General features: G+C 40.2%; 25 protein-coding genes and 1 pseudogene. 24 read left to right on the top strand and 2 right to left on the bottom strand.

Features of this window, described 5'->3' with window-relative positions; translation table 11 throughout:
* Position 1: 1 nt before the first annotated feature.
* The 24 genes from LC033_RS08955 (at position 2) to ypjB (ending at position 22,065) form a co-directional block, all read left to right on the top strand.
* Positions 2-706, top strand: a complete 705-nt coding sequence (locus tag LC033_RS08955; RefSeq protein WP_226567922.1) for a demethylmenaquinone methyltransferase — start codon at positions 2-4, stop codon at positions 704-706.
* A 24-nt stretch (positions 707-730) separates the two neighbouring features.
* The gene (hepT, locus tag LC033_RS08960; protein ID WP_226567923.1) at positions 731-1,693 is read left to right on the top strand and encodes a heptaprenyl diphosphate synthase component II; all 963 of its coding nucleotides are present in this window, start codon (positions 731-733) and stop codon (positions 1,691-1,693) included.
* Positions 1,694-1,822: 129 nt separating this feature from the next.
* Positions 1,823-2,269: a nucleoside-diphosphate kinase gene (gene ndk, locus LC033_RS08965; RefSeq protein ID WP_226567924.1), complete on the top strand. Its 447-nt coding sequence runs from the start codon at positions 1,823-1,825 to the stop codon at positions 2,267-2,269.
* Positions 2,270-2,409: 140 nt separating this feature from the next.
* Complete coding sequence (locus LC033_RS08970; RefSeq protein WP_226567925.1) at positions 2,410-3,189, top strand: CheR family methyltransferase; 780 nt, start codon at positions 2,410-2,412, stop codon at positions 3,187-3,189.
* A 72-nt stretch (positions 3,190-3,261) separates the two neighbouring features.
* Positions 3,262-4,434, top strand: a complete 1,173-nt coding sequence (aroC, locus tag LC033_RS08975; RefSeq protein WP_226567926.1) for a chorismate synthase — start codon at positions 3,262-3,264, stop codon at positions 4,432-4,434.
* Complete coding sequence (gene aroB / locus LC033_RS08980; protein ID WP_226567927.1) at positions 4,434-5,525, top strand: 3-dehydroquinate synthase; 1,092 nt, start codon at positions 4,434-4,436, stop codon at positions 5,523-5,525. Before aroC ends, aroB begins: the two co-directional genes overlap by 1 nt.
* Positions 5,522-5,905 (top strand): chorismate mutase, encoded by a 384-nt coding sequence (gene aroH / locus LC033_RS08985; RefSeq protein ID WP_226567928.1) that lies wholly within the window; start codon positions 5,522-5,524, stop codon positions 5,903-5,905. Before aroB ends, aroH begins: the two co-directional genes overlap by 4 nt.
* Positions 5,906-6,136: 231 nt before the next feature.
* Positions 6,137-7,684, top strand: a complete 1,548-nt coding sequence (gene trpE / locus LC033_RS08990; protein ID WP_226567929.1) for an anthranilate synthase component I — start codon at positions 6,137-6,139, stop codon at positions 7,682-7,684.
* Complete coding sequence (trpD, locus tag LC033_RS08995; protein WP_226567930.1) at positions 7,656-8,678, top strand: anthranilate phosphoribosyltransferase; 1,023 nt, start codon at positions 7,656-7,658, stop codon at positions 8,676-8,678. The genes trpE and trpD overlap by 29 nt, the downstream gene beginning before the upstream one ends.
* Positions 8,671-9,423, top strand: coding sequence for an indole-3-glycerol phosphate synthase TrpC (trpC, locus tag LC033_RS09000; RefSeq protein ID WP_226567931.1), 753 nt, complete (start codon positions 8,671-8,673; stop codon positions 9,421-9,423). The genes trpD and trpC overlap by 8 nt, the downstream gene beginning before the upstream one ends.
* Positions 9,420-10,088 carry a phosphoribosylanthranilate isomerase gene (locus tag LC033_RS09005; RefSeq protein WP_376776429.1) on the top strand — a complete coding sequence of 223 codons (669 nt, stop codon included), beginning with the start codon at positions 9,420-9,422 and terminating at the stop codon, positions 10,086-10,088. The genes trpC and LC033_RS09005 overlap by 4 nt, the downstream gene beginning before the upstream one ends.
* Entirely contained in the window at positions 10,069-11,268 is a 1,200-nt protein-coding gene (trpB, locus tag LC033_RS09010) for a tryptophan synthase subunit beta (protein ID WP_226567961.1), read from the top strand. The genes LC033_RS09005 and trpB overlap by 20 nt, the downstream gene beginning before the upstream one ends.
* Positions 11,265-12,068: a tryptophan synthase subunit alpha gene (gene trpA, locus LC033_RS09015; RefSeq protein WP_226567933.1), complete on the top strand. Its 804-nt coding sequence runs from the start codon at positions 11,265-11,267 to the stop codon at positions 12,066-12,068. Before trpB ends, trpA begins: the two co-directional genes overlap by 4 nt.
* Positions 12,069-12,079: 11 nt before the next feature.
* Positions 12,080-13,171 carry a histidinol-phosphate transaminase gene (gene hisC / locus LC033_RS09020; protein WP_226567934.1) on the top strand — a complete coding sequence of 364 codons (1,092 nt, stop codon included), beginning with the start codon at positions 12,080-12,082 and terminating at the stop codon, positions 13,169-13,171.
* Positions 13,172-13,280: 109 nt separating this feature from the next.
* Positions 13,281-14,387 carry a prephenate dehydrogenase gene (locus LC033_RS09025; protein WP_376776430.1) on the top strand — a complete coding sequence of 369 codons (1,107 nt, stop codon included), beginning with the start codon at positions 13,281-13,283 and terminating at the stop codon, positions 14,385-14,387.
* A 9-nt stretch (positions 14,388-14,396) separates the two neighbouring features.
* The gene (gene aroA, locus LC033_RS09030) at positions 14,397-15,683 is read left to right on the top strand and encodes a 3-phosphoshikimate 1-carboxyvinyltransferase (protein WP_226567936.1); all 1,287 of its coding nucleotides are present in this window, start codon (positions 14,397-14,399) and stop codon (positions 15,681-15,683) included.
* Between the two features lie 289 nt (positions 15,684-15,972).
* Entirely contained in the window at positions 15,973-17,244 is a 1,272-nt protein-coding gene (locus LC033_RS09035) for a tetratricopeptide repeat protein (RefSeq protein ID WP_226567937.1), read from the top strand.
* A 75-nt stretch (positions 17,245-17,319) separates the two neighbouring features.
* On the top strand, positions 17,320-17,859 hold the full coding sequence (locus LC033_RS09040; protein WP_226567938.1) for a ReoY family proteolytic degradation factor: 540 nt from the start codon (positions 17,320-17,322) through the stop codon (positions 17,857-17,859).
* Between the two features lie 60 nt (positions 17,860-17,919).
* Positions 17,920-18,366, top strand: a complete 447-nt coding sequence (locus tag LC033_RS09045) for a YpiF family protein (RefSeq protein ID WP_226567939.1) — start codon at positions 17,920-17,922, stop codon at positions 18,364-18,366.
* Between the two features lie 142 nt (positions 18,367-18,508).
* Positions 18,509-19,015 (top strand): ubiquinol-cytochrome c reductase iron-sulfur subunit, encoded by a 507-nt coding sequence (locus LC033_RS09050; protein WP_226567940.1) that lies wholly within the window; start codon positions 18,509-18,511, stop codon positions 19,013-19,015.
* A 2-nt stretch (positions 19,016-19,017) separates the two neighbouring features.
* The gene (gene qcrB, locus LC033_RS09055; RefSeq protein ID WP_003215804.1) at positions 19,018-19,692 is read left to right on the top strand and encodes a menaquinol-cytochrome c reductase cytochrome b subunit; all 675 of its coding nucleotides are present in this window, start codon (positions 19,018-19,020) and stop codon (positions 19,690-19,692) included.
* Between the two features lie 40 nt (positions 19,693-19,732).
* Positions 19,733-20,500: a menaquinol-cytochrome c reductase cytochrome b/c subunit gene (locus LC033_RS09060; RefSeq protein ID WP_226567941.1), complete on the top strand. Its 768-nt coding sequence runs from the start codon at positions 19,733-19,735 to the stop codon at positions 20,498-20,500.
* A 102-nt stretch (positions 20,501-20,602) separates the two neighbouring features.
* Entirely contained in the window at positions 20,603-21,196 is a 594-nt protein-coding gene (gene lhaT / locus LC033_RS09065) for a lipoprotein heptaprenylglyceryl N-acetyltransferase LhaT (protein WP_226567942.1), read from the top strand.
* Positions 21,197-21,261: 65 nt separating this feature from the next.
* Complete coding sequence (gene ypjB / locus LC033_RS09070) at positions 21,262-22,065, top strand: sporulation protein YpjB (protein ID WP_226567943.1); 804 nt, start codon at positions 21,262-21,264, stop codon at positions 22,063-22,065.
* Between the two features lie 53 nt (positions 22,066-22,118).
* Here ypjB and LC033_RS09075 read toward each other — a convergent pair.
* A pseudogene (locus tag LC033_RS09075) lies at positions 22,119-22,292 on the bottom strand (IS3 family transposase); the annotation flags it as partial.
* A gap of 35 nt (positions 22,293-22,327) precedes the next feature.
* Positions 22,328-23,200 (bottom strand): YitT family protein, encoded by an 873-nt coding sequence (locus tag LC033_RS09080; RefSeq protein WP_226567944.1) that lies wholly within the window; start codon positions 23,198-23,200, stop codon positions 22,328-22,330.
* Between the last annotated feature and the right edge of the window lie 14 nt (positions 23,201-23,214).

Below are 23,214 nucleotides of genomic sequence, written 5' to 3' on the forward strand. Positions count from 1 at the left end.
CATGCAGCAATCAAAAGAACAGCGAGTACACGGTGTGTTTGAAAAAATTTATAAAAACTATGATCAAATGAACTCTGTCATCAGCTTTAAACAGCATAAAAAGTGGCGCGATAAAACAATGAAGCTCATGAATGTCCAAAAAGGAGCTAAAGCATTAGATGTGTGCTGCGGAACAGCAGATTGGACCATTGCACTTGCAGACGCTGTAGGAGAAAAAGGTGAGATTAAAGGCCTTGATTTCAGTAAAAATATGCTCAGTGTTGGAGAAACGAAGGTGAAGACAGGGGGCTACAATCAAATTGAACTGCTCCACGGCAATGCAATGGAGCTTCCTTTTGATAATAACAAATTTGATTATGTCACGATCGGTTTTGGTCTTCGAAATGTCCCTGATTACTTAACGGTGTTAAAGGAAATGACAAGAGTGGTGAAGCCTGGTGGAATGGTTGTCTGCCTTGAGACATCACAGCCTGAGATAATGGGCTTTAAACAAGGGTATCACGTCTATTTCAAATACATTATGCCGCTTTTTGGTAAGCTGTTTGCCAAGAGCTATCAGGAGTATTCATGGCTTCAAGAATCAGCCAAAACGTTCCCTGGCATGAAAGAGCTGGCGGCTCTTTTCGAAGAGGCAAGTTTGTCTGATGTCTCGTATCATCCATTTACAGGCGGTGTAGCAGCAACACATATCGGAAAGAAGCTTTGAATAAACGATATTTGGGTGAAGATAATGAAACTAAAAGCAATGATCTCTTTTTTAAATCATGATATAGATATAATTGAAAAAGAGCTTGAACAAACAGTTCGCTCTGATTATGCATTATTAAGTGAAGCAGGGCTTCATTTGCTACAAGCGGGCGGAAAACGAATCCGCCCCGTTTTTGTTCTCCTTTCAGGTATGTTTGGCGACTATGATATTAATAAAATTAAATATGTAGCCGTTGCCTTGGAATTGATTCATATGGCATCGCTTGTTCACGATGATGTCATTGATGATGCAGAACTGAGAAGAGGAAAGCCAACCATCAAAGCAAAATGGGATAACAGAATTGCCATGTACACAGGGGATTACTTATTTGCAAGATCGCTTGAGTACATGACTAAAATCAACCACCCAATGGCACATGAAATTTTGTCAAAAATGGTCGTTGAGCTCTGTCTCGGTGAAATAGAGCAAGTAAAAGACAAATACAACATGGATCAAAACCTGCGTACATATTTAAGAAGAATCAAGCGAAAAACAGCCTTGCTTATTGCAGGCAGCTGTCAATTAGGTGCGATTGCAGCAGGCACAGATGAAAAAACACATAAAGCCCTTTACTGGTTTGGATACTATGTCGGCATGTCCTATCAGATCATCGATGATGTCCTTGACTTTACATCAACTGAAGAAGCGCTAGGCAAGCCTGTTGGCGGAGATCTTTTACAAGGCAATGTAACACTCCCAGTCTTATATGCACTGATGAGTCCGACACTAGAAGGTCAATTGAAGCTGATTAATAGTGAAACGACCGAAAAGCAGCTGAAGCCTGTGATTGAAAGTCTAAAACAAACAGATGCGATCGACCGTTCTAATCGAGTGAGTGAAATGTATTTGAAAAAAGCATTTGAACAGCTAGACAAGCTTCCGCAGGGACGAGCGAAGACATCCTTATCCTCCATTGCCAAATATATTGGAAAACGAAAATTCTAATCAACTTCTAGTTGATTGGTTTTTTTGTGAAATTTTTTGTCAAAAATTGATTATGATAAAAAAAAATGATAAGATCACTTTGTAACAATGTAAGCCTATACATACATAATGACGGGGTGGAAAAAGCATATGGACAAAACATTTCTTATGGTCAAGCCTGATGGTGTTGAAAGACAATTAATCGGTGAAATTGTGTCAAGATTCGAAAAAAAGGGGCTTAAGCTTGTTGGTGCAAAACTAATGAGTATTCCGAAAGAAGTAGCGGAAACACATTACGGAGAACATAAAGAAAAACCATTTTTCGGGGAATTGGTTTCCTTTATTACGTCAGGACCTGTTTTTGCAATGGTATGGCAAGGTGAACAGGTAGTTGATGTGACAAGACAGATTATCGGTAAAACAAATCCGAAAGAAGCACTGCCTGGCACAATAAGAGGAGATTATGGATTAACCGTTGGAAAGAACATTATCCATGGCTCAGACTCACCAGAAAGTGCCGAAAGAGAAATTAACCTATTCTTTAAACAAGAAGAACTCACAAATTGGGATCAAACAATTTCAAGCTGGATTTATTAATGTTCAAGCCAAGGTGTTCATCAAGTGAGCACTTTGGCTTTTTTATATTGATTTCTATAAGAAATTTCGCATGAGATGATGCAAATTTTTGATAAAAACAGCTATACTAGGACAAAGATATGAGACGGGAGAGGACATTGATGAATCAATATCAAGTATTTGTTGAAAAATGGAAAAAACTAACCGGGGTTGATCTTCATTTATATAAAGAAGCACAAATGAAACGACGATTAACGTCACTTTATGATAAAAAAGGATTTAGAGATTTTGAAGCATTCGCATCTGCTCTTGAAAAGGACAGAGCGCTGTTAGATGAAACGATGGACCGAATGACAATTAATGTGTCAGAATTTTACCGAAACTATCAGCGTTGGGAAGTCCTTGATCAAAAAATCCTTCCCCTTCTTTCAAAAAACGATGGGAGTTTAAAAATATGGAGCGCAGCATGTTCGACAGGCGAAGAGCCTTATACGCTCTCGATGCTACTCTCAAGTCATCCTCTTGTAAAGAACTTCCAAGTTATCGCAACAGATATTGATGATAAAGTCCTGCAATCAGCACAAAAAGGGACATATCACGAACGCTCCCTGCAAGAGGTGCCAGTTCAAATCAAACAAAAATATTTCACAAAAGAAGATTCTTCATTTTACACTGTGAAGGACGAGGTTCGAAAGCACATTCAATTTAAAAAGCACAACCTTTTAGCAGATCCATATGAAAAACAGCTCGATCTCATTGTCTGCCGAAATGTACTTATTTATTTCACAGAAGACGCGAAAGAAGAAATTTACTTGAAAATGAGCAGTAGTTTAAAACAAAATGGGGTTTTATTTGTTGGTTCCACAGAACAAATTTTTCACCCGGAAAAGTTTGGACTGACATCTGCTGATACTTTCTTTTATCAAAAAAAGGGTATCTAGCTGATTTTTTCTAGGAGATGTGTTATTATAGCTTTACTTAAAAGCGTTAATGCGATGAAGGGAGATTGAGTCATGAGGTACTTAACAGCAGGTGAATCACATGGTCCACAACTGACCACAATCATTGAAGGAGTTCCAGCGGGACTTTATATAGAGCAGGATGACATCAATTATGAACTGGCTAGAAGACAGAAAGGTCATGGCCGCGGAAGAAGAATGCTGATCGAAAAAGACCAAGCGAAAGTGCTGAGTGGTGTTCGCCACGGGAAAACATTAGGTTCTCCTATTACACTTGTCGTTGAAAACAATGACTGGAAGCACTGGACAAAGGTGATGGGTGCAGAGCCTATCACTGAAGAAGAAGAAAGTGAAATGAAGCGTCAAATCTCTCGTCCAAGACCAGGGCATGCGGATTTAAATGGTGCGATTAAATATGGACATCGTGATATGAGGAACGTATTAGAGCGTTCATCAGCCCGTGAGACAACGGTTCGCGTGGCAGCAGGAGCGGTAGCGAAACAAATTTTAGCTCATCTTGGGATCAAAGTAGCTGGTCACGTCCTTGAAATTGGTGGAGTGAAAGCAGCTGATACCGCATATGAGTCTATTGAAGATTTGCAAAAGGTAACAGAAGCATCACCCGTTCGCTGCTATGACAGTGAAGCAGGTCAAAAAATGATGGATGCCATTGACGAAGCTAAAAAAAACGGCGATTCGATTGGCGGCATTGTGGAAGTCATCGTTGAAGGCATGCCAGTTGGAGTTGGAAGCTATGTTCATTATGATCGCAAATTAGACAGCAAGCTTGCTGGTGCTGTCCTAAGTATCAATGCTTTTAAAGGTGTAGAATTTGGTATTGGCTTCGAGGCAGCTTCTAAAAATGGCAGTGACGTTCATGATGAAATTATTTGGGATGAAGAAAAGGGCTATACAAGAAAAACGAATCGCTTAGGCGGTCTTGAAGGCGGAATGTCAACCGGCATGCCGATTGTCGTAAGAGGGGTCATGAAACCAATCCCAACTCTTTATAAGCCGCTTCAAAGCGTTGATATAGAAACAAAAGAACCTTTCTCTGCAAGTATTGAGCGTTCTGATAGCTGCGCTGTTCCAGCCGCAAGCGTTGTTGCAGAAGCAGTCGTGGCTTGGGAAATTGCCAATGCAGTCGTTGAGCAGTTTGGTCTTGACCAAATTGATCGCATTAAAGAAAATATTGAAAAAATGCGTCAGCTTCAGAGGGAGTTTTAATGAAAACACTGGAAGTGAAGACGTCTTCAGCCACTTATCCTGTATATATCGGTGATGGGATTAGACAAAATATCCTAGACTTGATTACTTCCACTGGGTGCTCCTTTACTAAGCTCTTGATTATCACAGATTCAACAGTTGATGCCATTTACGGAGAGGAAATGGTTCAATTACTGAAGCAGAAGTGGTCTGTGCAAAAAGTGGTTGTACCAAACGGAGAACAATCGAAATCTTTTGCGCAGTTTGAGTATATTCATACGAAAGCCATTCAATTTCAGCTTGATCGTTCCTCGTGCGTCATTGCGCTAGGAGGCGGTGTGATTGGAGACTTGGCTGGTTTTGCTGCTGCCACTTATATGAGAGGTATTGATTTTATTCAAATTCCGACCACTTTGCTTGCACATGACAGTGCAGTGGGTGGAAAAACAGGAATCAATCATCCGCTAGGTAAAAATTTAATTGGCGCGTTTCATCAGCCGAGAACTGTGATTTATGATACCAGTATGCTAGAGACACTTTCTCAAATTGAGCTGAGATCGGGTTTTGCTGAGGTCATCAAACATGCGCTGATTTCAAGTGAAGACTTTTTATCAGAGCTTATGACCATTCGTTCGCTAAAGGAATTATCAAAAGACGAGCTGTCACATATACTGTATCAAGGGATTCAAGTAAAAGCGTCGATTGTCCAAGAAGACGAAAAGGAACAAGGCGTGCGTGCATTTTTAAATTTAGGCCATACGCTTGGGCATGCCATTGAAGCGGAGTATGGATATGGCGCCATCACTCATGGGGATGCTATTGCGATTGGTATGCAGTTTGCTTTATATGTGAGCGAAAAGCAATTAGGACTTTCCCTCAATCGTTCGGATATGAAAGAATGGATGAAAGAACTAGGATTTCCAGTACAAGTCACGCAAGATATTTCAACTAAAACATTTGTCGATCGCATGATTGGTGATAAAAAGGCAAGAGGTGGCCATGTTCAATTTGTTTTATTAAAACAGGTTGGAGACGTTACCTTGCAATCTTTCACGAAAGAAGAGCTGCATTACTGGCTTGAAGAATGGAAACGGGAGGATGGATGTCTATGATGTTTCGCGGGATACGTGGGGCTACAACTTTGACAGAAGATACAGAAAAAGAAGTGTTAAACAAAACGAAACAGCTGCTAGAAGCCATCATTTCAAAAAACCAAGTAGATCCAGAACGTGTCGTGCAGATCTTAATTTCTGCTACACAAGATATTCACTCCGTTTTTCCGGCAAAAGCACTTCGTCAGTTTGAAGGCTGGACGTATGTTCCTGTCACTTGTATGCAGGAGCTGGACATTCATGGCGGTCTAAATCAATGCATTCGCGTTTTAATGACCGTCCAAACAGATACAAAGCAGGAAGACATACATCATGTGTACTTGGAAGAAGCCGTCACGCTTCGTCCTGATTTACAGTTGACAAAAAACAAGCAATTATAATACGATATGAACAGTCGAAGTTTACACACAGGTGTAAACGGCATTACAAGCATAGAGAAGATGAGAATGAGACTAGGGTAGTTGAGATGAGTAGAGTTGAGCAGAGATACGATACTTCTATTTAATCATACTGCCTAAAAGAGGAAGCCTCTTTTAGGCTTATTTCGTATACTCAAACAAACCCCTCTATATTCCCCTCATTCTCCTTAATCCCATTTAAGGAGTGTGTTTATGAATTTTCAAACAAACCTTACCCAATTTTTAAAGGACAGTGCGTCTTACAAAACGATCCCGATTGTTGAAACCATTACAGTCGATACACTCTCACCTATTCAAATTGTTGAGAAACTGAAACAGGATATAGTGTATCTGCTAGAAAGCAAAGATGAGTCTTCTAGCTGGTCAAGATATTCCTTTATCGGATTACACCCTTTCTTAACCTTACATGATACCCAAGATCAATATTTTGCGCGTGATGCTGCGGGGCAGGAAGTGATGCAAAAAGCAGAGCTGAAAGATTTACTAGACTGGATGAAAGAGCAATATCAAATCAAGACACCAGATGTTGACATCCCATTTACAGGTGGAGCCGTTGGGTACTTGAGTTACGATCTCATCCCAAGTATTGAGCCTTCTGTCAGACCGCATGTGAATGCATCAACGACTGATAACTGCACATTATTTGTCTGTCAAACGATGATTGCTTTTGACCACGAAACGAATCATGTTCATTTTATTCAATATACTCAGCTGACAGGAAATGAAACAGAGGACGAAAAAATACGAGCTTATAAGAAAAATCAAGAGCGACTTGAACATATGATTCAGCAGCTCCACACAAAGGTTGATATGAAAGAACTGATTTTATCAGGGAATATGAACGAACCACCGTCCTTTGAACAAGTGACCTCAACATATGAAAAAACGCAATTTCTAAAGGATGTAGAAAAAATCAAGGAGTACATTAGAGCGGGTGATATCTTCCAAGGTGTACTCTCGCAGCGTTTTGATATCCCTGTCACGGTAAGTTCATTTGAATTGTATCGTGTGCTTCGGATTGTGAATCCATCACCCTATATGTATTTTATGAAATTAAAAGATCGAGATTTAGTTGGAAGCTCACCAGAACGATTAATTCATGCAAAAAATGGACACTTAGAAATCCATCCAATCGCAGGTACAAGAAAAAGAGGAATAACCAAAGAAGAGGATGCAGCACTAGCAAGCGAGCTTTTAGATGATGAAAAAGAAAAAGCAGAGCATTACATGTTAGTGGACCTTGCCAGGAATGATGTAGGCCGTGTGGCAGAATACGGCAGTGTATCCGTCCCGACCTGTACAAAAGTAGTGAACTTTTCACATGTCATGCACATCATCTCCGTTGTGACAGGGCAGTTGAAGCAAGATACGCATCCAGTAGATGCCCTCATGTCCGCATTTCCAGCAGGTACATTAACAGGTGCACCGAAAATTCGCGCCATGCAATTATTAAATGAAATGGAGCCTGAGCCAAGAGAAACGTATGGCGGCTGTATCGCCTATATTGGGTTCGACGGCAATATCGACTCCTGTATTACCATTCGTACCATGAGCGTTAAAGATCAGACCGCTTCTATACAAGCTGGTGCCGGTATTGTGGCTGACTCTGTTCCTGAAAACGAATGGGAAGAGACGCGTAACAAGGCAGGAGCACTTCTGAAAGCCATTCAGCTTGCTGAACATATTTTCTCAGAAAGGGAGAATGTGCAAAGTGAATCAACAACTATCAGCTCTAGTTAATGGTGGACTCCTATCAGAAAATGAAGCGAACAGACTAATGCATGAGATGATGAGTGGCTCTTTAACAGATGCTGAAGTTGCTGCAAGTCTATCTATCTTAGCGCATAGAGGGGAAACCTCTGAAGAGATGACAGGCTTTGTGAAAGCAATGAGGAAAAATACAGCACCAATGGAACGATCACTTGACGTCGTTGATACGTGCGGTACTGGAGGGGATGGTTTATCGACATTTAATATATCGACGGCCGCTGCCATTGTAGCTTCCGCTGCCGGTGCTAAAATCGCCAAACATGGAAATCGTTCGGTTTCTTCTAAAAGCGGGAGTGCCGACGTGCTAGAATGTCTTGGAATCCAAATTCAATCGACACCAGAAGAAACAAGACGACAAATACAGGTGAAAAACATGGGCTTTTTATTTGCACCGCTCTATCATTCATCTATGAAACAAGTAGCCTCAGTCCGTAAGCAGCTCGGATTTCGGACGGTATTTAATCTATTAGGTCCGCTATGCCACCCGATGCAAGCCAAAAAGCAAATCATCGGTGTGTATTCAAAGGAAAAGGCAAAGCTAATGGCCAAAGCTCTTGCCCCTCTTGAGCCAGAGCATGTTTTATTTGTTTGCGGAGAAGATGGGCTGGATGAATTAACGATTACTGCAAATTCGTATGTGATTGAATTGAAAAAAGATGAAATGACAGAGTATACCCTAAACCCAGAAGACTTTGGATTGAAAAAAGGGCATTTATCAGACATTCAGGTCCATTCACCGGAAGAGAGCGCCAAATTGATTCTGAATATATTGAATCATCAAACAGAAGGAGCACCGCTTCATATTACAGCCCTTAATGCTGGAGCTGCTTTATATGTGGCAGGGAAGTCAGAAAGCCTTATGGTGGGAACATTAAAAGCGTTAGAAACGATCAAAAACGGGTCAGCCAAACAACAATTAAACCGATTAAAACAAAAAACGAAAGAGGAAGAGATCCATGCTTAATCAAATTATCGCTCGTAAAAAAGAACATATCCAAACCTTGCAATTACCTGCTGATGGAAAATATGAAAGACGATCATTTAAAAAAGCACTGATGAATCCCTATCGCTCTATCGGACTCATTGCTGAGGTGAAAAAAGCGTCTCCCTCTAAAGGGATCATTCAGCCGAATTTTGATCCTTTACAAACAGCAAAAGCATACGAAAAATCTAACGTAGATTGCTTATCTGTCTTAACCGATGAACCGTTTTTCCAAGGGAAAAACGAGTACCTGTCCCTCATTAAAGAACACGTTGTATGTCCAATTTTAAGAAAAGATTTCATCATTGACCCAATACAAGTAGAAGAGTCAAAATGTATAGGGGCTGATGCGATTTTATTAATTGGAGAAGTACTTGAGCCGAAAAAGCTGTATGAACTGTATGCTGAAGCAAAAGAAAAAGGGCTTGATGTCCTCGTAGAAGTACATGAAGCAGATACACTCACGAATATCTTAAACATTTTTACTCCTGAGATCATTGGAGTGAACAACCGGAATTTAAATACATTCACAACAACAGTCGAGCAAACAAAAGAGATTGCATCATTTGTTCCAAAGGATGTATTACTAGTGAGTGAAAGCGGCATTCAGACATTTGATGATCTTATCTTTTTAGAAAAACATGGAGCGGACGCTGTCCTTGTTGGTGAATCTTTAATGAGAGAACCATCACAGGAAAAAGCCGTTCATACATTGTTTGGAGAATGAAAATGACGAAGCCTTATTTAAAATATTGCGGTGCAGTCTCACAAGAGGATGTCAAATGTATCTCGCAATCTCGAGCAGATGCCATCGGATTTATCTTTGCTCCAAGTAAAAGACAAGTTCATCCAGACCAAGTAAAACACTGGCTAGTACAAACAAAGTGCAGGAAAGATGTTGTAGGTGTATTTGTAAATGAAAAGATACAGAAAGTGTGTGACATCGCAAACCACATTCCCTTAAATATCGTGCAGCTTCATGGAGATGAAACACGAGAAGATGCAAAAGAAATAAAACAACAAACAAGGGCGATCGTTTGGAAAGTGTTTCATCACGAGCCCAATTTAAAAGGAACGCTCGAAAAAATGACGGCATTTGCCCCTTTCGTCGATGGCTATCTCATTGATGCGAAGGTGAAAGGGATAAGAGGCGGGTCTGGAACAGCTTTTGCTTGGGAGGCGGTACCTTCATACGTTCAGCATGCAAAGCATCTGGTAAAGACTTGCGCTATTGCAGGTGGAGTGACACCAGCAACGATCACAGATCTGCTTGCCTATAGCCCAAAAGCCATCGATCTTTCAAGCGGAATAGAAGAAAACGGGAAGAAAAGCAGCGCAAAGATCAAAGCGTTTGAAGAAAGGGTGTTAAATGATGTATGCATATCCGAATGAAATTGGCCGATATGGAGAATTCGGAGGGAAATTTGTCCCTGAAACGCTCATGCAGCCACTGGAAGAAATCAAAAAAGCATTTCATGAATTAAAAGAAGACCCTACTTTTCAAAAGGAATATATAGCGCTTTTACAAAACTATTCAGGCAGACCGACAGCACTCACATACGCTGACCAATTATCAGCGTATCTCGGCGGTGCAAAAATTTATTTGAAAAGAGAAGATTTAAACCACACCGGCGCTCATAAAATTAACAACGCGCTTGGCCAAGCCCTACTAGCGAAGAAAATGGGGAAATCAAACATTATCGCCGAAACAGGGGCGGGTCAGCACGGGGTAGCTGCTGCAACGGTCGCCGCAAAGTTTGGATTATCCTGCACCGTATTTATGGGAAAAGAAGACGTGGAAAGACAATCACTCAATGTGTTCCGAATGAAACTGCTCGGGGCTGAGGTCATTCCTGTCACAAGCGGAAACGGGACATTAAAAGATGCAACCAACGAAGCCATCCGTTATTGGGTCCAGCACTGCAGCGACCATTTTTACATGATTGGATCAGTAGTTGGTCCTCATCCTTATCCTCAAATCGTCAGTGAATTCCAGCGAATGATCGGTGATGAGTCAAAAATACAGTTACTTGAAAAAGAAGGTCAGCTTCCTCATAAAGTGATTGCCTGTGTTGGAGGTGGAAGTAATGCCATTGGAATGTACCGAGCGTTTTTAGATGAAGAGGTGGATATCATTGGTGTAGAAGCAGCTGGGAAAGGAATTGACACCCCTCTTCATGCAGCGACCATCACGAAAGGAACAAAAGGTGTAATTCATGGATCGTTGACCTATCTGATCCAAGATGAATTTGGCCAAATTATTGAACCGTATTCTATTTCCGCTGGTTTAGACTACCCTGGAATCGGACCAGAGCATGCATACTTGCATGCAAGTGGACGGGTTCAATATGTAAGTGCCACAGATCAAGAAGCACTACATGCGTTAAAGTTGCTGACAGAAAAAGAAGGTATTCTGCCAGCGATTGAATCAGCACATGCCTTAGCCAAAGCGTTTGAGATGAGCCGGAATATGAATGAAGATGAAATCGTCCTTGTTTGCCTATCAGGAAGAGGAGATAAGGATGTGCATACATTAATGAATGTGCTTGAAAGTGAGGGTAAAACAAAATGATTACATTTCAATTAGAGCAAGGTGAGAAATTATTCATTCCATTTATCACGGCAGGAGATCCGTCAGAAGAGATCACCATTGATTTAGCTATCACTCTCCAAGCAGCTGGTGCACATGCTATTGAACTAGGTGTTCCTTATTCCGATCCATTAGCAGACGGTCCTGTGATTCAAAGAGCCTCCAGAAGAGCTCTAAATCAAGGCATGAATATCGTAAAAGCGATAGAGTTAGCAGGGAAGATGAAAAAAAACGGTGTAAAAATTCCTGTAATTCTATTTACGTATTATAATCCTGTGTTACAATTAGACACAGAATACTTTTTCGCTTTACTGCACAAAAATCACATTTCGGGGCTCTTAACACCCGATTTGCCGTTTGAAGAGAGCAGGGAGCTGCAGAAGAACTGTCAAACACATGACATTTCATATATATCGCTCGTTGCACCAACAAGCAAGGAACGATTAGAAAAAATCGTAGAGCAGGCAGAAGGTTTTGTGTATTGTGTTTCATCTCTTGGTGTAACAGGTGTCAGACTATCCTTTGACGCCTCTATCACTGATTTTATTCAACAAGTGAAACAGCTCAGTCAAATACCGGTTGCAGTAGGCTTTGGCATTTCAACAAGAGAGCAGGTAGACTCGATGAATAAAATGAGTGACGGTGTCGTTGTAGGCAGTGCACTTGTAAAAAAAATTGAAGAACTTCAAGAACAATTGATAGCAAGTAATACACGCCAAGATGCTTTAAGAGAATTTGAAACATATGCAAAAACGTTTAGTCCCCTCTATTCATTCAAATGAGGTGAAACATTTTGCAAATCAAGGATCAATTAAAACAGCTAAAACCATATCAACCTGGGAAACCAATTGAAGAGGTCAAAAAAGAATATCAATTAGATAAAATTGTGAAATTGGCTTCAAATGAAAACCCTTTTGGGTGTTCCACACATGTAAGAGAGGCCATACAAGCTGAGCTTGAACAATTAGCGATTTATCCAGATGGATACAGTGCAAGTTTAAGAACGGATCTTTCTGAGTTTCTTCAAGTGAGTGAAAAACAATTAATATTCGGGAATGGCTCAGATGAACTTGTGCAAATTATTGCTAGAGCATTCCTTGACCAATATACAAATACCGTCATCCCCTCTCCATCTTTTCCACAGTACCGTCACAATGCAGTGATTGAACATGCAGAAATTCGAGAAGTGCCTCTTTTAGAGGGGGGAGCTCACGATCTGCAGGGAATGCTGGATGCCATTGATGAAAAAACGAAGGTCGTTTGGGTATGTAATCCAAATAACCCAACTGGGAATCATTTGTCAGAAGCAGAGTTTGTGGCGTTTTTAGATCAAGTACCATCTCACGTGCTTGTCGTTCTAGATGAAGCGTATTTTGAATACGTTCGAGCGGAAGATTTTCCGAACAGTTTATCTTTATTAAACTCATATCAAAATGTCATCGTCCTTCGAACGTTTTCTAAAGCCTATGGGCTTGCAGCACTTCGAGTAGGCTATGGGATCGCATCAGAGGAACTGATTAGAGCCATTGAACCAGCAAGAGAGCCCTTTAATACAAGTCGTATCGCACAGGCAGCTGCGCGTGCAGCCATAAAAGACCAAGACTTTATTCAATCATGCAGACAAAAAAATGAAGCAGGTCTAACGCAATATCAAGAATTTGCTAATCGTTTTGGGCTATTTATCTATCCGTCTCAAACAAATTTTGTGCTGATTGATTTTGAAAGAGATGCAGACGAGCTATTTAATGCACTATTGAAAAAAGGCTATATTGTTCGTAAAGTAATTGGATTCCCAACTTCTTTGCGTATTACTGTAGGAACAAAGGAGCAAAATGAAGAAATCCTAAGTATACTTGCCGATTTATTACAAGGCATTCGTGCGTAGCATAACAATGAAGTCATATTCTGCTATAGGATATGGCTTTCATTGTACCAATCCAATATAACCTATTGAATGGGCTTGTTTAATTTTCGCGAAAAATCAGGTGATGAACATGAACGAAGCAATATTGATCGCTGGACTTGGTTTAATTGGTGGTTCCATCGCACTATCGATTAAAAAAGAATATCCTCACAAAAAAATAATAGGCTACGATGTTTCTGATGAGCAAATGGTTGCTGCAACAAAGCTTGGTATTATTGATGCAACAGCCAATTCATTTATGGAAGGCTTGAATGAATCTAAAACGATTATTTTGGCAACGCCAGTCCAACAAACCGTCAAGATGTTAAGTGATATTGCAGGATCTGGAATTGAAAGAGAGCTAACAATTACTGATGTTGGCAGCACAAAGCAAAAGGTCGTCAATTTTGCTGAAAAAACGTTGCCTGACCATTATCAATTTATTGGTGGACATCCAATGGCAGGCTCTCATAAATCAGGTGTCATTGCAGCAAAAGACTTTTTATTTGAAAATGCATTCTACATTTTAACGCCAGCAAATACAACGAGTCGTCCGGCTGTTGATCGTTTAAAGGATTTATTAAAAGGGACAAATGCTCATTTTATAGAAATGAGTCCAGAAGAGCATGATGCTGTGACAAGTGTTATTAGTCATTTCCCACATATAGTTGCAGCTAGTCTTGTGCATCAAGCGTATCATTTTGAAGAACACTTCCCTCTTGTAAAACGGTTTGCTGCTGGAGGCTTTCGTGATATTACACGGATTGCATCAAGTAATCCTGCAATGTGGCGCGATATCCTTTTGCACAATAAAAACAAGATTTTGGACCGATTCCATGAATGGAAAAAAGAGATCGACCGCATTGAGTCCTTTGTTCAGCAAGAAGACGCTGAGGGATTATTCTCTTATTTTCAAGATGCCAAGGAATATCGTGACGGGCTCCCTCTGCGGAAAAAAGGAGCCATTCCTGCTTTTTATGATCTTTATGTGGATGTCCCGGATTATCCTGGTGTCATTTCGGAGATTACAGGGCATCTAGCAAGTGAAAACATTAGTATTACGAATATCCGTATTATTGAAACACGTGAAGACATTAACGGAATTTTACGCATTAGTTTTCAAACAGATGACGATCGCAAGCGAGCAGAAATCTGTATAAAAAACAGAGCGAATTACGATACATTTTATGCTGACTGAGGTGCAAATATGAAAATTCATAAAAATGCTCCTATGAAAGGAGAAATTCATATTCCAGGTGATAAATCCATTTCTCATAGATCAGTGATGTTTGGTGCAATTGCTGATGGAACCACCGTGGTGAAAAATTTTCTTCCTGGAGCCGATTGTTTAAATACGATTGATTGTTTCAGAAAGATGGGCGTTGACATCGAGCAAAAAGGGACCGATGTTGTCATTCACGGCAAGGGGCTCAAAGAGCTTAAGGAGCCGAGTGACATCCTCGATGTTGGTAATTCTGGTACAACCATTCGTTTAATGATGGGGATCTTAGCAGGTTGTGAGTTTCACAGTACGCTGATCGGTGACGAAAGTATTGCTAAAAGACCAATGAAACGAGTAACAGGTCCACTAAAACAATTAGGTGCCAAGATAGATGGCAGAGCAAATGGTGAATATACGCCGCTTTCTATTCGTGGAGGCAATTTAAAAGCCATCTCTTATCAGTCTCCTGTTGCTAGTGCACAAATTAAGTCTGCTGTTCTTTTAGCTGGACTTCAAGCAGAAGGAACGACGACGTTAACTGAACCACATAAATCAAGAGATCATACAGAACGAATGCTCTCAATGTTTGGTGTCTCGCTACATGAAGATGCACAAAGTGTTTCCATTGAAGGAGGACAAACGTTAAAAGCGACAGATATATTTGTCCCTGGAGATATTTCTTCAGCTGCATTCTTCCTAGTAGCTGGATCTATCGTTCCAAACAGCCGGATTATATTGAAAAATGTCGGCTTAAACAAAACAAGAACTGGTATTATTGATGTGCTGAAACAAATGGGTGCGAACTTGGATATCAATGAAGTGGATGCCAAAGGCGGAGAACCATACGGTGTTTTAACGATCTCTACCTCTTCATTAAAAGCCATTGAAATTTCTGGTGATATGATCTCCAGACTCATAGACGAAATTCCTATTATTGCGCTCCTTGCTACCCAAGCGGAAGGAACGACGATTATTAAAGATGCCGCTGAGTTAAAAGTAAAAGAAACCAATCGAATTGATACAGTGGTTTCAGAACTCAAAAAACTTGGTGCTAATATTGAAGCAACAGATGACGGAATGAAGATTCATGGGAAAACGATGCTTAAGGGTGGCGCAGTCGTTTCAAGCTATGGAGATCACAGGATCGGCATGATGTTAGGGATTGCTGCGTGTATCACAGAGCAATCAGTCCAGATTGAAGATACAGATGCAGTACATGTATCTTATCCAAATTTCTTTGAACACATTGAATATTTAACGAAAACAGTCTGAGGATGTCCTCAGGCTTTTTCTTTCCTTTTGCATATTTGAAAAAAATATAGCATAGCTTGTCTCAAGGTGAAACCTTGAAAAAAATCATTTTGCTCGATAAAAAATGATTTTTGAGCGCCTACGGTTTACAAATCGTCAGTTTAGTAAAGTATGAAACGAAAAAGAGTCTTTAAAACACAAAAATGGGTTCATTTAAAAAGAGCAACATATTTGCTGGATGTGTAGCTGTCGATTATGATATGAAGTAACAACAGTTTAGGTTTGTGGAAACAGAAAGGAACGGTTTGATTTGAATAGTTCATTACAAGAAGCCATAAAATTAGTAGAGGCAGGTGAGACTGAAAAAGGACTCCAAACACTTGCTCAAGCAGAAAAGTATTTGCATGATGAAGAAAAAGCACAGGCAGCTCAGCTATACTATGACTGGGGAGATATCGACAAAGCGCGGAATCTTATCAGTGATTTACATGAATTATACCCAGAGGAAACCGGTTTAACCTGTTTTTATGCAGAGCTATTAATTGATTCAGATGAAGAAGAGAAGGCGATTGCTGTATTAGAAACGATTTCTGAAGATGACGATGCTTATCCAGAGAGTTTATTGTTAATGGCAGATTTATATCAAATGCAAGGACTATTTGAAGTTAGTGAACAAAAGCTTTTAAAAGCGAAAGAATTACTTCCGAATGAAGCTATCATTGATTTTGCATTAGGTGAATTGTATTTTTCTCAAGGTCTTTCAAAGAAAGCATCCGACTATTACTACAAAGTTGCTAATCAACAAAATGAGATTGGCGGTGTCAATGTATACCAGCGGCTCGCTGAATCGTTAAGCACAGCTGGAGAATTTGAGGATGCGCTTGAATGGTACGAAAAGGCAGTTCAGGATCAAGCAGATCCGAATACACTCTTTGGTTACGGACTTACAGCGATGAGAGCTGGCAGAACGAAAACATCCATACAACAGTTTTTAGAACTAAAGGATATTGATCCGTCTTATTCGTCTCTTTATATGCCTTTAGCGAAAAGTTATGAGGAAGAAGGTCTATATGAAGAGGCTTTAGAGGTAGTAAAAGAGGGTATTAAAATTGATGAGTATAACAAAGAATTATACTTATATGCTGCAAAGATTGATTTAAAATCTGGGGATTCGGAAGATGCGAAAAAACTGCTTCAAAAAGCACTTGCTCTTGATCCAGGATATATTGAAGCGATTCAAACGCTACTTGCGATCTATTTAAATGAAGAGCTATTTGATGAAATCCTGGATGTCATTAAAGAGGTTAAAAGCTTTGGGGAAGAGGATCCAAAATGGAATTGGTTTGCTGCCTCTGCTTCTGTTGGACGAGAGGAATACAAAGACGCAGCCGAGTACTTCAAGCTTGCTCTCCCTGATTTTAATGAGGAACGTGACTTTTTATATGAATACGCTTCGTTTCTTTTAGAAGAAAGCAGACAGAAAGAAGCATTGCCGTTATTACGAAAAGTTCTTCAGAAAGATGGCACGAACGAAGAAATTGAAGAAACGATTTTAAGAATTGAAGATGAATTTTCCTTATAGTATGCAGGAATGAAGAACTGGTTTGTTGAATAATTCATGTATAGCAATTTAATTTACGATAGAGGAGGGAATAACATGCAGACCCCTGTTTCTGTCAATGAAAAGAAGGAATTTATCCGGTGGTTCTTAAACCATTATCAGTTAAAGCGAAGAGAGTGTGTTTGGATATTAAATTATTTAATGAGTCACGACTCTTTGATGGAAAAGGTTCATTTTGTAGAGCAAGCAGAATTTTGCCCAAGGGGAATTATCATGTCAACACACTGTGTGGATGAAGTTCCCTTTAGATTTTATAAAGAAAACATTATGACGACAGATGCTGAGAAATCATTCCATGATATTCGTTTGAATAAACAGCAGGATTTGTTTATTCAATTGAATTTCCGTTCTGCTTTTCGTTCGCCGGAATATGCAGCAGTCCTTGAAACAAATCCGCATATTCCTAAGGATCTTTATGAAAATGAAAAAGATAAGGATCTCGCTGAGAAAGTGCTAGAGCACTCTATCGCTACTTTTCAAAAAGAACGACTCATGAAAGAAATAGATGAAGCCCTTGACCGTCATGATCAAGAAACATTTAATAAGTTAGCAAAAGAATTGAGCCTATTATCATAAACTGAACCAATAAGCCTTGCCCATACAGGCAGGGCTTATGTCATGAAAGAGGGGAAATAGATGAAGTTTCAGGCGGAGGATACTGATCGCTTCTTGAAATCTAAAGATTACATTGATACCGCTATCATTCCATTAGTTGGAATGGATGCAGGCCAAATCAAACAAAGCGTGTCTTTAGGTGAGTTTACAATACTTGTAGCAGAGGAACTTGAAAGGCAGCTGAAAGGGCGAGTATTTCTTTTTCCTCCTCATACATATTTAGAAATAAATGATCGTAAGCAAGAAGACATACTTGCGGTTAAACAGTCTTTACAAGAACATTTTCAGCATGTTGTGTTTATCACATCCGATCACAATTGGAAAGAGTACTTAGAAATGAGTGAATCGGCATTTATGTTGAAGCCGGTTCCGCTAGAGCATCTAAAGGTCGAATTAAAGCAAAAAATCATTCAAGACAGTGTAGAACAAATTTTGAACTTTTTGTTACAAAAGTGGAACCCTTCATAAAAACCCTTACATTTGCATTGTACATAGCTTTTTAGGCTGTTGACCTTGTGAATAGATTGATATATTATGAGGGTGTCCTAGTTTTATGAAATTTTTTCTAATTCAGTTATAAAGTAGCTGACGACCTGAGGGGGGGAAAAAAATGAGCGAGAAGAGACATGGAGTGTCCAGGCGTCAATTTTTGAATTACACGTTGACAGGCGTGGGGGGATTTATGGCCGCTGGAATGCTCATGCCTATGGTTCGCTTTGCGCTTGACCCTGTGCTAAAAGGAACAGAGGAGCAGGATATGGTTCAAGTTGTCAGTGTGGATGAACTGACAAATGAACCAAAGCGCTTTGACTTTAAAATTGATCAAGTTGACGCGTGGTATGAGTCAAAGGAATCTAGGTCAGCATGGGTGTACAAAGAAGGAGATGAAATTGTCGCTTTATCGCCAATCTGTAAACATTTAGGATGTACAGTGAACTGGAACAGTGATCCGAAAAATCCAAACAAATTTTTCTGCCCATGTCACTATGGGCTGTACGACAAGGATGGTACAAACGTACCCGGAACTCCACCGCTTGCACCGCTTGACCATTATAAGCAGCAAGTGAAGGACGGATACCTCTATCTTGGAAAAGCTGTGCCGAAAGGGGAAGGGTAACGATGCTTAACAAGATTTATGATTGGGTAGATGAGCGGCTAGACATTACACCGATATGGAGAGATATTGCGGATCATGAGGTGCCAGAGCACGTCAATCCAGCGCATCATTTCTCCGCCTTTGTGTATTGTTTTGGCGGTTTAACGTTTTTTGTGACAGTAATTCAAGTCCTTTCGGGCATGTTTTTAACGATGTATTATGTACCGGACATTAAAAATGCATGGGAATCTGTTTATTATTTGCAAAATGAAGTGGCATTCGGACAGATTGTCAGAGGAATGCATCATTGGGGTGCGAGCCTAGTTATTGTCATGATGTTTTTACATACGCTAAGGGTCTTTTTCCAAGGGGCGTATAAGAAGCCTAGAGAGCTAAACTGGATTGTTGGTGTGCTCATTTTCTTTGTGATGCTTGGACTTGGTTTTACAGGTTATCTTTTACCATGGGATATGAAGGCGCTGTTTGCAACGAAGGTTGGTCTTCAAATTGCAGAGGCGACACCTTTCATTGGAAAAGAGATTAAAACGCTGCTTGCAGGTCATCCTGACATTGTAGGAGCACAAACGCTGACGAGATTTTTTGCTATCCATGTCTTTTTCTTGCCAGCGGCATTATTTGGGCTCATGGCTGCCCACTTTATTATGATTCGTAAGCAAGGAATTTCTGGACCGCTATAAAATATGCGTTTGATGAATGTTCTATGAGGAGGGGATGACTTTGCATAGGGGAAAAGGGATGAAGTTTGTCGGAGATTCCAGAATTCCGGCAGAAAGAAAACCTAACATACCTAAAGACTATTCCGAATATCCGGGAAAAACAGAAGCCTTTTGGCCGAACTTTCTTTTAAAGGAATGGCTTGTAGGTGCCGTTTTTTTAATTGGATTTCTTGTCCTAACTGTTGTTCATGCACCTCCGCTTGAGCGGATGGCTGATCCAACAGATACTGGCTATATTCCGCTGCCAGACTGGTATTTTCTATTTTTGTACCAGTTATTAAAATATGAATTTGCTGCAGGAAGCTATACTGTAGTTGGCGCAATGATTATGCCGGGAATTGCGTTTGGTGCACTTTTGCTCGCACCATTTCTTGATTCTGGTTCTGAACGCAGACCGTATAGAAGACCGATTGCAGTCGGGATGATGATCCTTGCAGTTGGTGCAGCAACCTATTTAACTTGGGAGTCTGTTGCTACTCATGATTGGGAAGCAGCTGCGAAACAAGGTGAAATTAAGAAAGAAGCGGAGATTGACACTTCAGCCGAAGAGTATAAAATTTATCAAGAGCAGACGTGTATTTCCTGTCACGGTGATAATATGCAGGGCGGTGCAGCTGGACCGTCACTTGTTGACAATGGCCTAGCTCCTGAGGAAATCGCTAAAATCGCTGTAGAAGGAAAAGGCAACATGCCTAAGGGTATCTTTAAAGGCAGCGATGAAGAGCTTGAAAAGCTTTCTAAATATTTATCTGAGGTCAAATCTAAATAATTCAGTTGTTTAAATGCAAGTACAAGGATATACTCAAAAGAGAAAAAAGCTGGCGCAGTCAGCTTTTTTTCTGATTTTAACAGATCGTGAGTGAAGAGAAATATGAGATGGATTCAATATCTGCTAGCCACACGCTACATGCTTGTGCTGGTGCTCATTGTTAACTTTGTTGGCACTGTGTATGGATACTACTGGTATATTCCGCAGATCGTAGAGACGCCGGCTATCTTTTTACCTTTTGTTCCAGACAGCCCAACGGCAAGCTTTTTCTTTTTATTTGTATTACTTGCATTTCTGATGAAACGTCGCGCCCCTTATTTTGAAGCACTTGCCCTCGTAACCTTGATCAAATATGGGTTGTGGGCGGTAGGGATGAATATCTTCGTTCTTTTATCTGTTGATGATTTTCCGTGGGAAGGGTATATGCTGATTGGTTCACACTTTGCCATGGCGGTTCAGGCGGTTTTATTTGCGCCGTATTATCGTTTTCAGATGCGCCATTTGGTTGTAGCTGGCATATGGATTTTACATAATGATGTGATTGATTATGTATTTGGTATGATGCCGCGTTATTCTATGCTTTCTGCGTATTCGAATGAGATCGGCTATGTCACGTTTTGGTTAAGTATCGCTGTTCTTCTTGTCTCGTATTATCTCGTCATATCCAAAAAATCGATCAAGCTTGAACTCCCTTAACAATGTTGGTCTAACCTTGTCCTTTTCTTCATACGCTGTATAGAGAAGGGCTAGGAGGGACTTGCATGAAACGAAAGCCAATCGCGATGATTCTATTATTTTTTCTCGTATGTCATCCAGCTGCTGCTAAAGGTGAGGATACAGCCGCTATAGCGCTGCAAGAATTAACGGAACTATCAGATTCAATCTTTCAATTAACGAGACAAGCTAAATATGATGAAGCATTACAAGTCGCATTGTATGTTGAAAAGACATTTAAAGCTGAGAATTGGCATGGAACTCTACCGAATACACAGGTGCGGCAAATTACACTTGGCTATCAAGATATGATTAAAGGGCTCCCGCAGGAAGACTTGAATGAGCGCGAAAAACTTCGTTATGCCTCTCAGTTTAGAATGCTGCTCGATGCGATTCAATCAGACTCTGAACCTCTGTGGGGTTCGCTCGAAAAGCCCATTATGGAATCTTTTCTTACTTTGAAAAAGGAAGTGAAAGATCCAGAATCGACGATGTTCTATGAAACTTGGAATGAGCTGGTTTCTTTATACGATATGATTTATCCGAGTTTAACCATCGATATTTCGCCAGAAAAGCTTCAAACCATTAAGCAGCACATGGAAGTGATCGAACAAGGGGAATTTTTAAAAGCATCTAGTGGGACAAAGCTTGAGCGCCTCACAAAGCTGGAAGAGGATTTATCGAGTGTGTTTGCTCACGTCGATCAAGATGAAGCCGATCCATCACTTTTATGGGTCATCTTAACAACAGGAAGTATTATTTTATTAACGTTAACGTATGTTGGGTTCCGAAAATACCGTGCTGAAAAAGAAAAGAAGCAAAAGCGGCAAGCTGATTACCCAAAGTCATAAAAAAAGAAGCACCATTTTTCAAGTGACCCCCTAAATTTGGACACGGGTTTTTATTAGACAGCTTTCGAGTCATGAGTTCGATATTGTATGGGACTCATGACTTTTAGTTTTGTCTTTATTCGTTTTTAATTGTAGTAATCAATATATTGCTCAAGTTCTTGCTTAAAGTGGTCGATGTTCTCAAATGCTTTTAGGTACATAAATTCAGACTTTAAGATACCTCCAAATGTTAGATTGTGTCTAACATTTGGGGCTTCTTTTTTTAATGGGGATTGAGTGGCTTTTTATGTTCATCTAATGTGAAGCCTTCACCAAGTACGTCATGCACGTCACTCACTGAGACAAATGCATGAGGATCAACTGATGTCACGACGCTTTTGAGGTGAACAAGCTCATTTTTTGGAACGACACAATAAAGGACATTGCGTTCCTGTTTCGTATAGGAGCCAACGCCTTTTAAAATGGTCACTCCGCGTTCCATTTCCTCTGTGATTTTCTTTTGAATGATATCATCCTTTTCTGAAATAATCATGGCCCCTTTGGCTGCGTAAGCGCCTTCTTGCATGAAGTCGATGACTTTCGCAGCGACAAAGACTGCAACGAGTGTATACATGGCTTCTTTGTAATTTAAAAAGGTGAGAGAGATGGTAATGACGCATGCGTCAAAGATAAACATTGTCCTTCCCATTGCCACCTGATAATGCTTGTTGATCAGTCTTGCAATAATGTCGACGCCACCTGTAGTACCACCGAATTTAAAGATGATCCCAAGGCCAGTTCCGATAAACACCCCTGCAAAGAGTGCAGCTAAGGCTAAATCGTGCTGGAGAGGCATATGTATTTGAAAGCGCTGGAAGATGGCAAGGAAGACAGAAAGGCTGATTGTTCCTACAATTGTATAGGTAAACATGGTTCTTCCAAGCATTTTCCAGCCGATAAAAAAGATTGGAATGTTTAAGACAAGGTTTGAAATGGAAGGGTCAATGTGAAATAGAAAATATAAAAGCAGTGTAATACCTGTAAATCCGCCTTCCGCCAAGTTGTTCTGCATATTAAAATGAACAAGACCGAAAGAAAAAATCGCAGACCCTATTAAAATAAATACGATGTTTTTAAAACGAATTTCTTTTAGCAAAAGATCCCTCCTTT

This window comes from Bacillus stratosphericus, from assembly GCF_020524495.1.
GTDB classification, from domain to species: domain Bacteria; phylum Bacillota; class Bacilli; order Bacillales; family Bacillaceae; genus Bacillus; species Bacillus stratosphericus_B.

Excerpts from the sequence above, each read along its gene's own strand:
- hepT (WP_226567923.1), top strand. The coding sequence starts at position 731 with ATGAAACTAAAAGCAATGATCTCTTTTTTAAATCATGATATAGATATA.
- LC033_RS08970 (WP_226567925.1), top strand. The coding sequence starts at position 2,410 with ATGAATCAATATCAAGTATTTGTTGAAAAATGGAAAAAACTAACCGGG.
- LC033_RS09005 (WP_376776429.1), top strand. The coding sequence starts at position 9,420 with ATGAAAATGACGAAGCCTTATTTAAAATATTGCGGTGCAGTCTCACAA.
- LC033_RS09025 (WP_376776430.1), top strand. The coding sequence starts at position 13,281 with ATGAACGAAGCAATATTGATCGCTGGACTTGGTTTAATTGGTGGTTCC.
- lhaT (WP_226567942.1), top strand. The coding sequence starts at position 20,603 with ATGAGATGGATTCAATATCTGCTAGCCACACGCTACATGCTTGTGCTG.
- ypjB (WP_226567943.1), top strand. The coding sequence starts at position 21,262 with ATGAAACGAAAGCCAATCGCGATGATTCTATTATTTTTTCTCGTATGT.
- aroB (WP_226567927.1), top strand. The coding sequence starts at position 4,434 with ATGAAAACACTGGAAGTGAAGACGTCTTCAGCCACTTATCCTGTATAT.
- aroA (WP_226567936.1), top strand. The coding sequence starts at position 14,397 with ATGAAAATTCATAAAAATGCTCCTATGAAAGGAGAAATTCATATTCCA.
- qcrB (WP_003215804.1), top strand. The coding sequence starts at position 19,018 with ATGCTTAACAAGATTTATGATTGGGTAGATGAGCGGCTAGACATTACA.
- trpB (WP_226567961.1), top strand. The coding sequence starts at position 10,069 with ATGTATGCATATCCGAATGAAATTGGCCGATATGGAGAATTCGGAGGG.
- ndk (WP_226567924.1), top strand. The coding sequence starts at position 1,823 with ATGGACAAAACATTTCTTATGGTCAAGCCTGATGGTGTTGAAAGACAA.
- LC033_RS09040 (WP_226567938.1), top strand. The coding sequence starts at position 17,320 with ATGCAGACCCCTGTTTCTGTCAATGAAAAGAAGGAATTTATCCGGTGG.
- aroC (WP_226567926.1), top strand. The coding sequence starts at position 3,262 with ATGAGGTACTTAACAGCAGGTGAATCACATGGTCCACAACTGACCACA.
- aroH (WP_226567928.1), top strand. The coding sequence starts at position 5,522 with ATGATGTTTCGCGGGATACGTGGGGCTACAACTTTGACAGAAGATACA.
- trpC (WP_226567931.1), top strand. The coding sequence starts at position 8,671 with ATGCTTAATCAAATTATCGCTCGTAAAAAAGAACATATCCAAACCTTG.
- trpE (WP_226567929.1), top strand. The coding sequence starts at position 6,137 with ATGAATTTTCAAACAAACCTTACCCAATTTTTAAAGGACAGTGCGTCT.
- LC033_RS09050 (WP_226567940.1), top strand. The coding sequence starts at position 18,509 with ATGAGCGAGAAGAGACATGGAGTGTCCAGGCGTCAATTTTTGAATTAC.
- LC033_RS09045 (WP_226567939.1), top strand. The coding sequence starts at position 17,920 with ATGAAGTTTCAGGCGGAGGATACTGATCGCTTCTTGAAATCTAAAGAT.
- LC033_RS08955 (WP_226567922.1), top strand. The coding sequence starts at position 2 with ATGCAGCAATCAAAAGAACAGCGAGTACACGGTGTGTTTGAAAAAATT.
- trpA (WP_226567933.1), top strand. The coding sequence starts at position 11,265 with ATGATTACATTTCAATTAGAGCAAGGTGAGAAATTATTCATTCCATTT.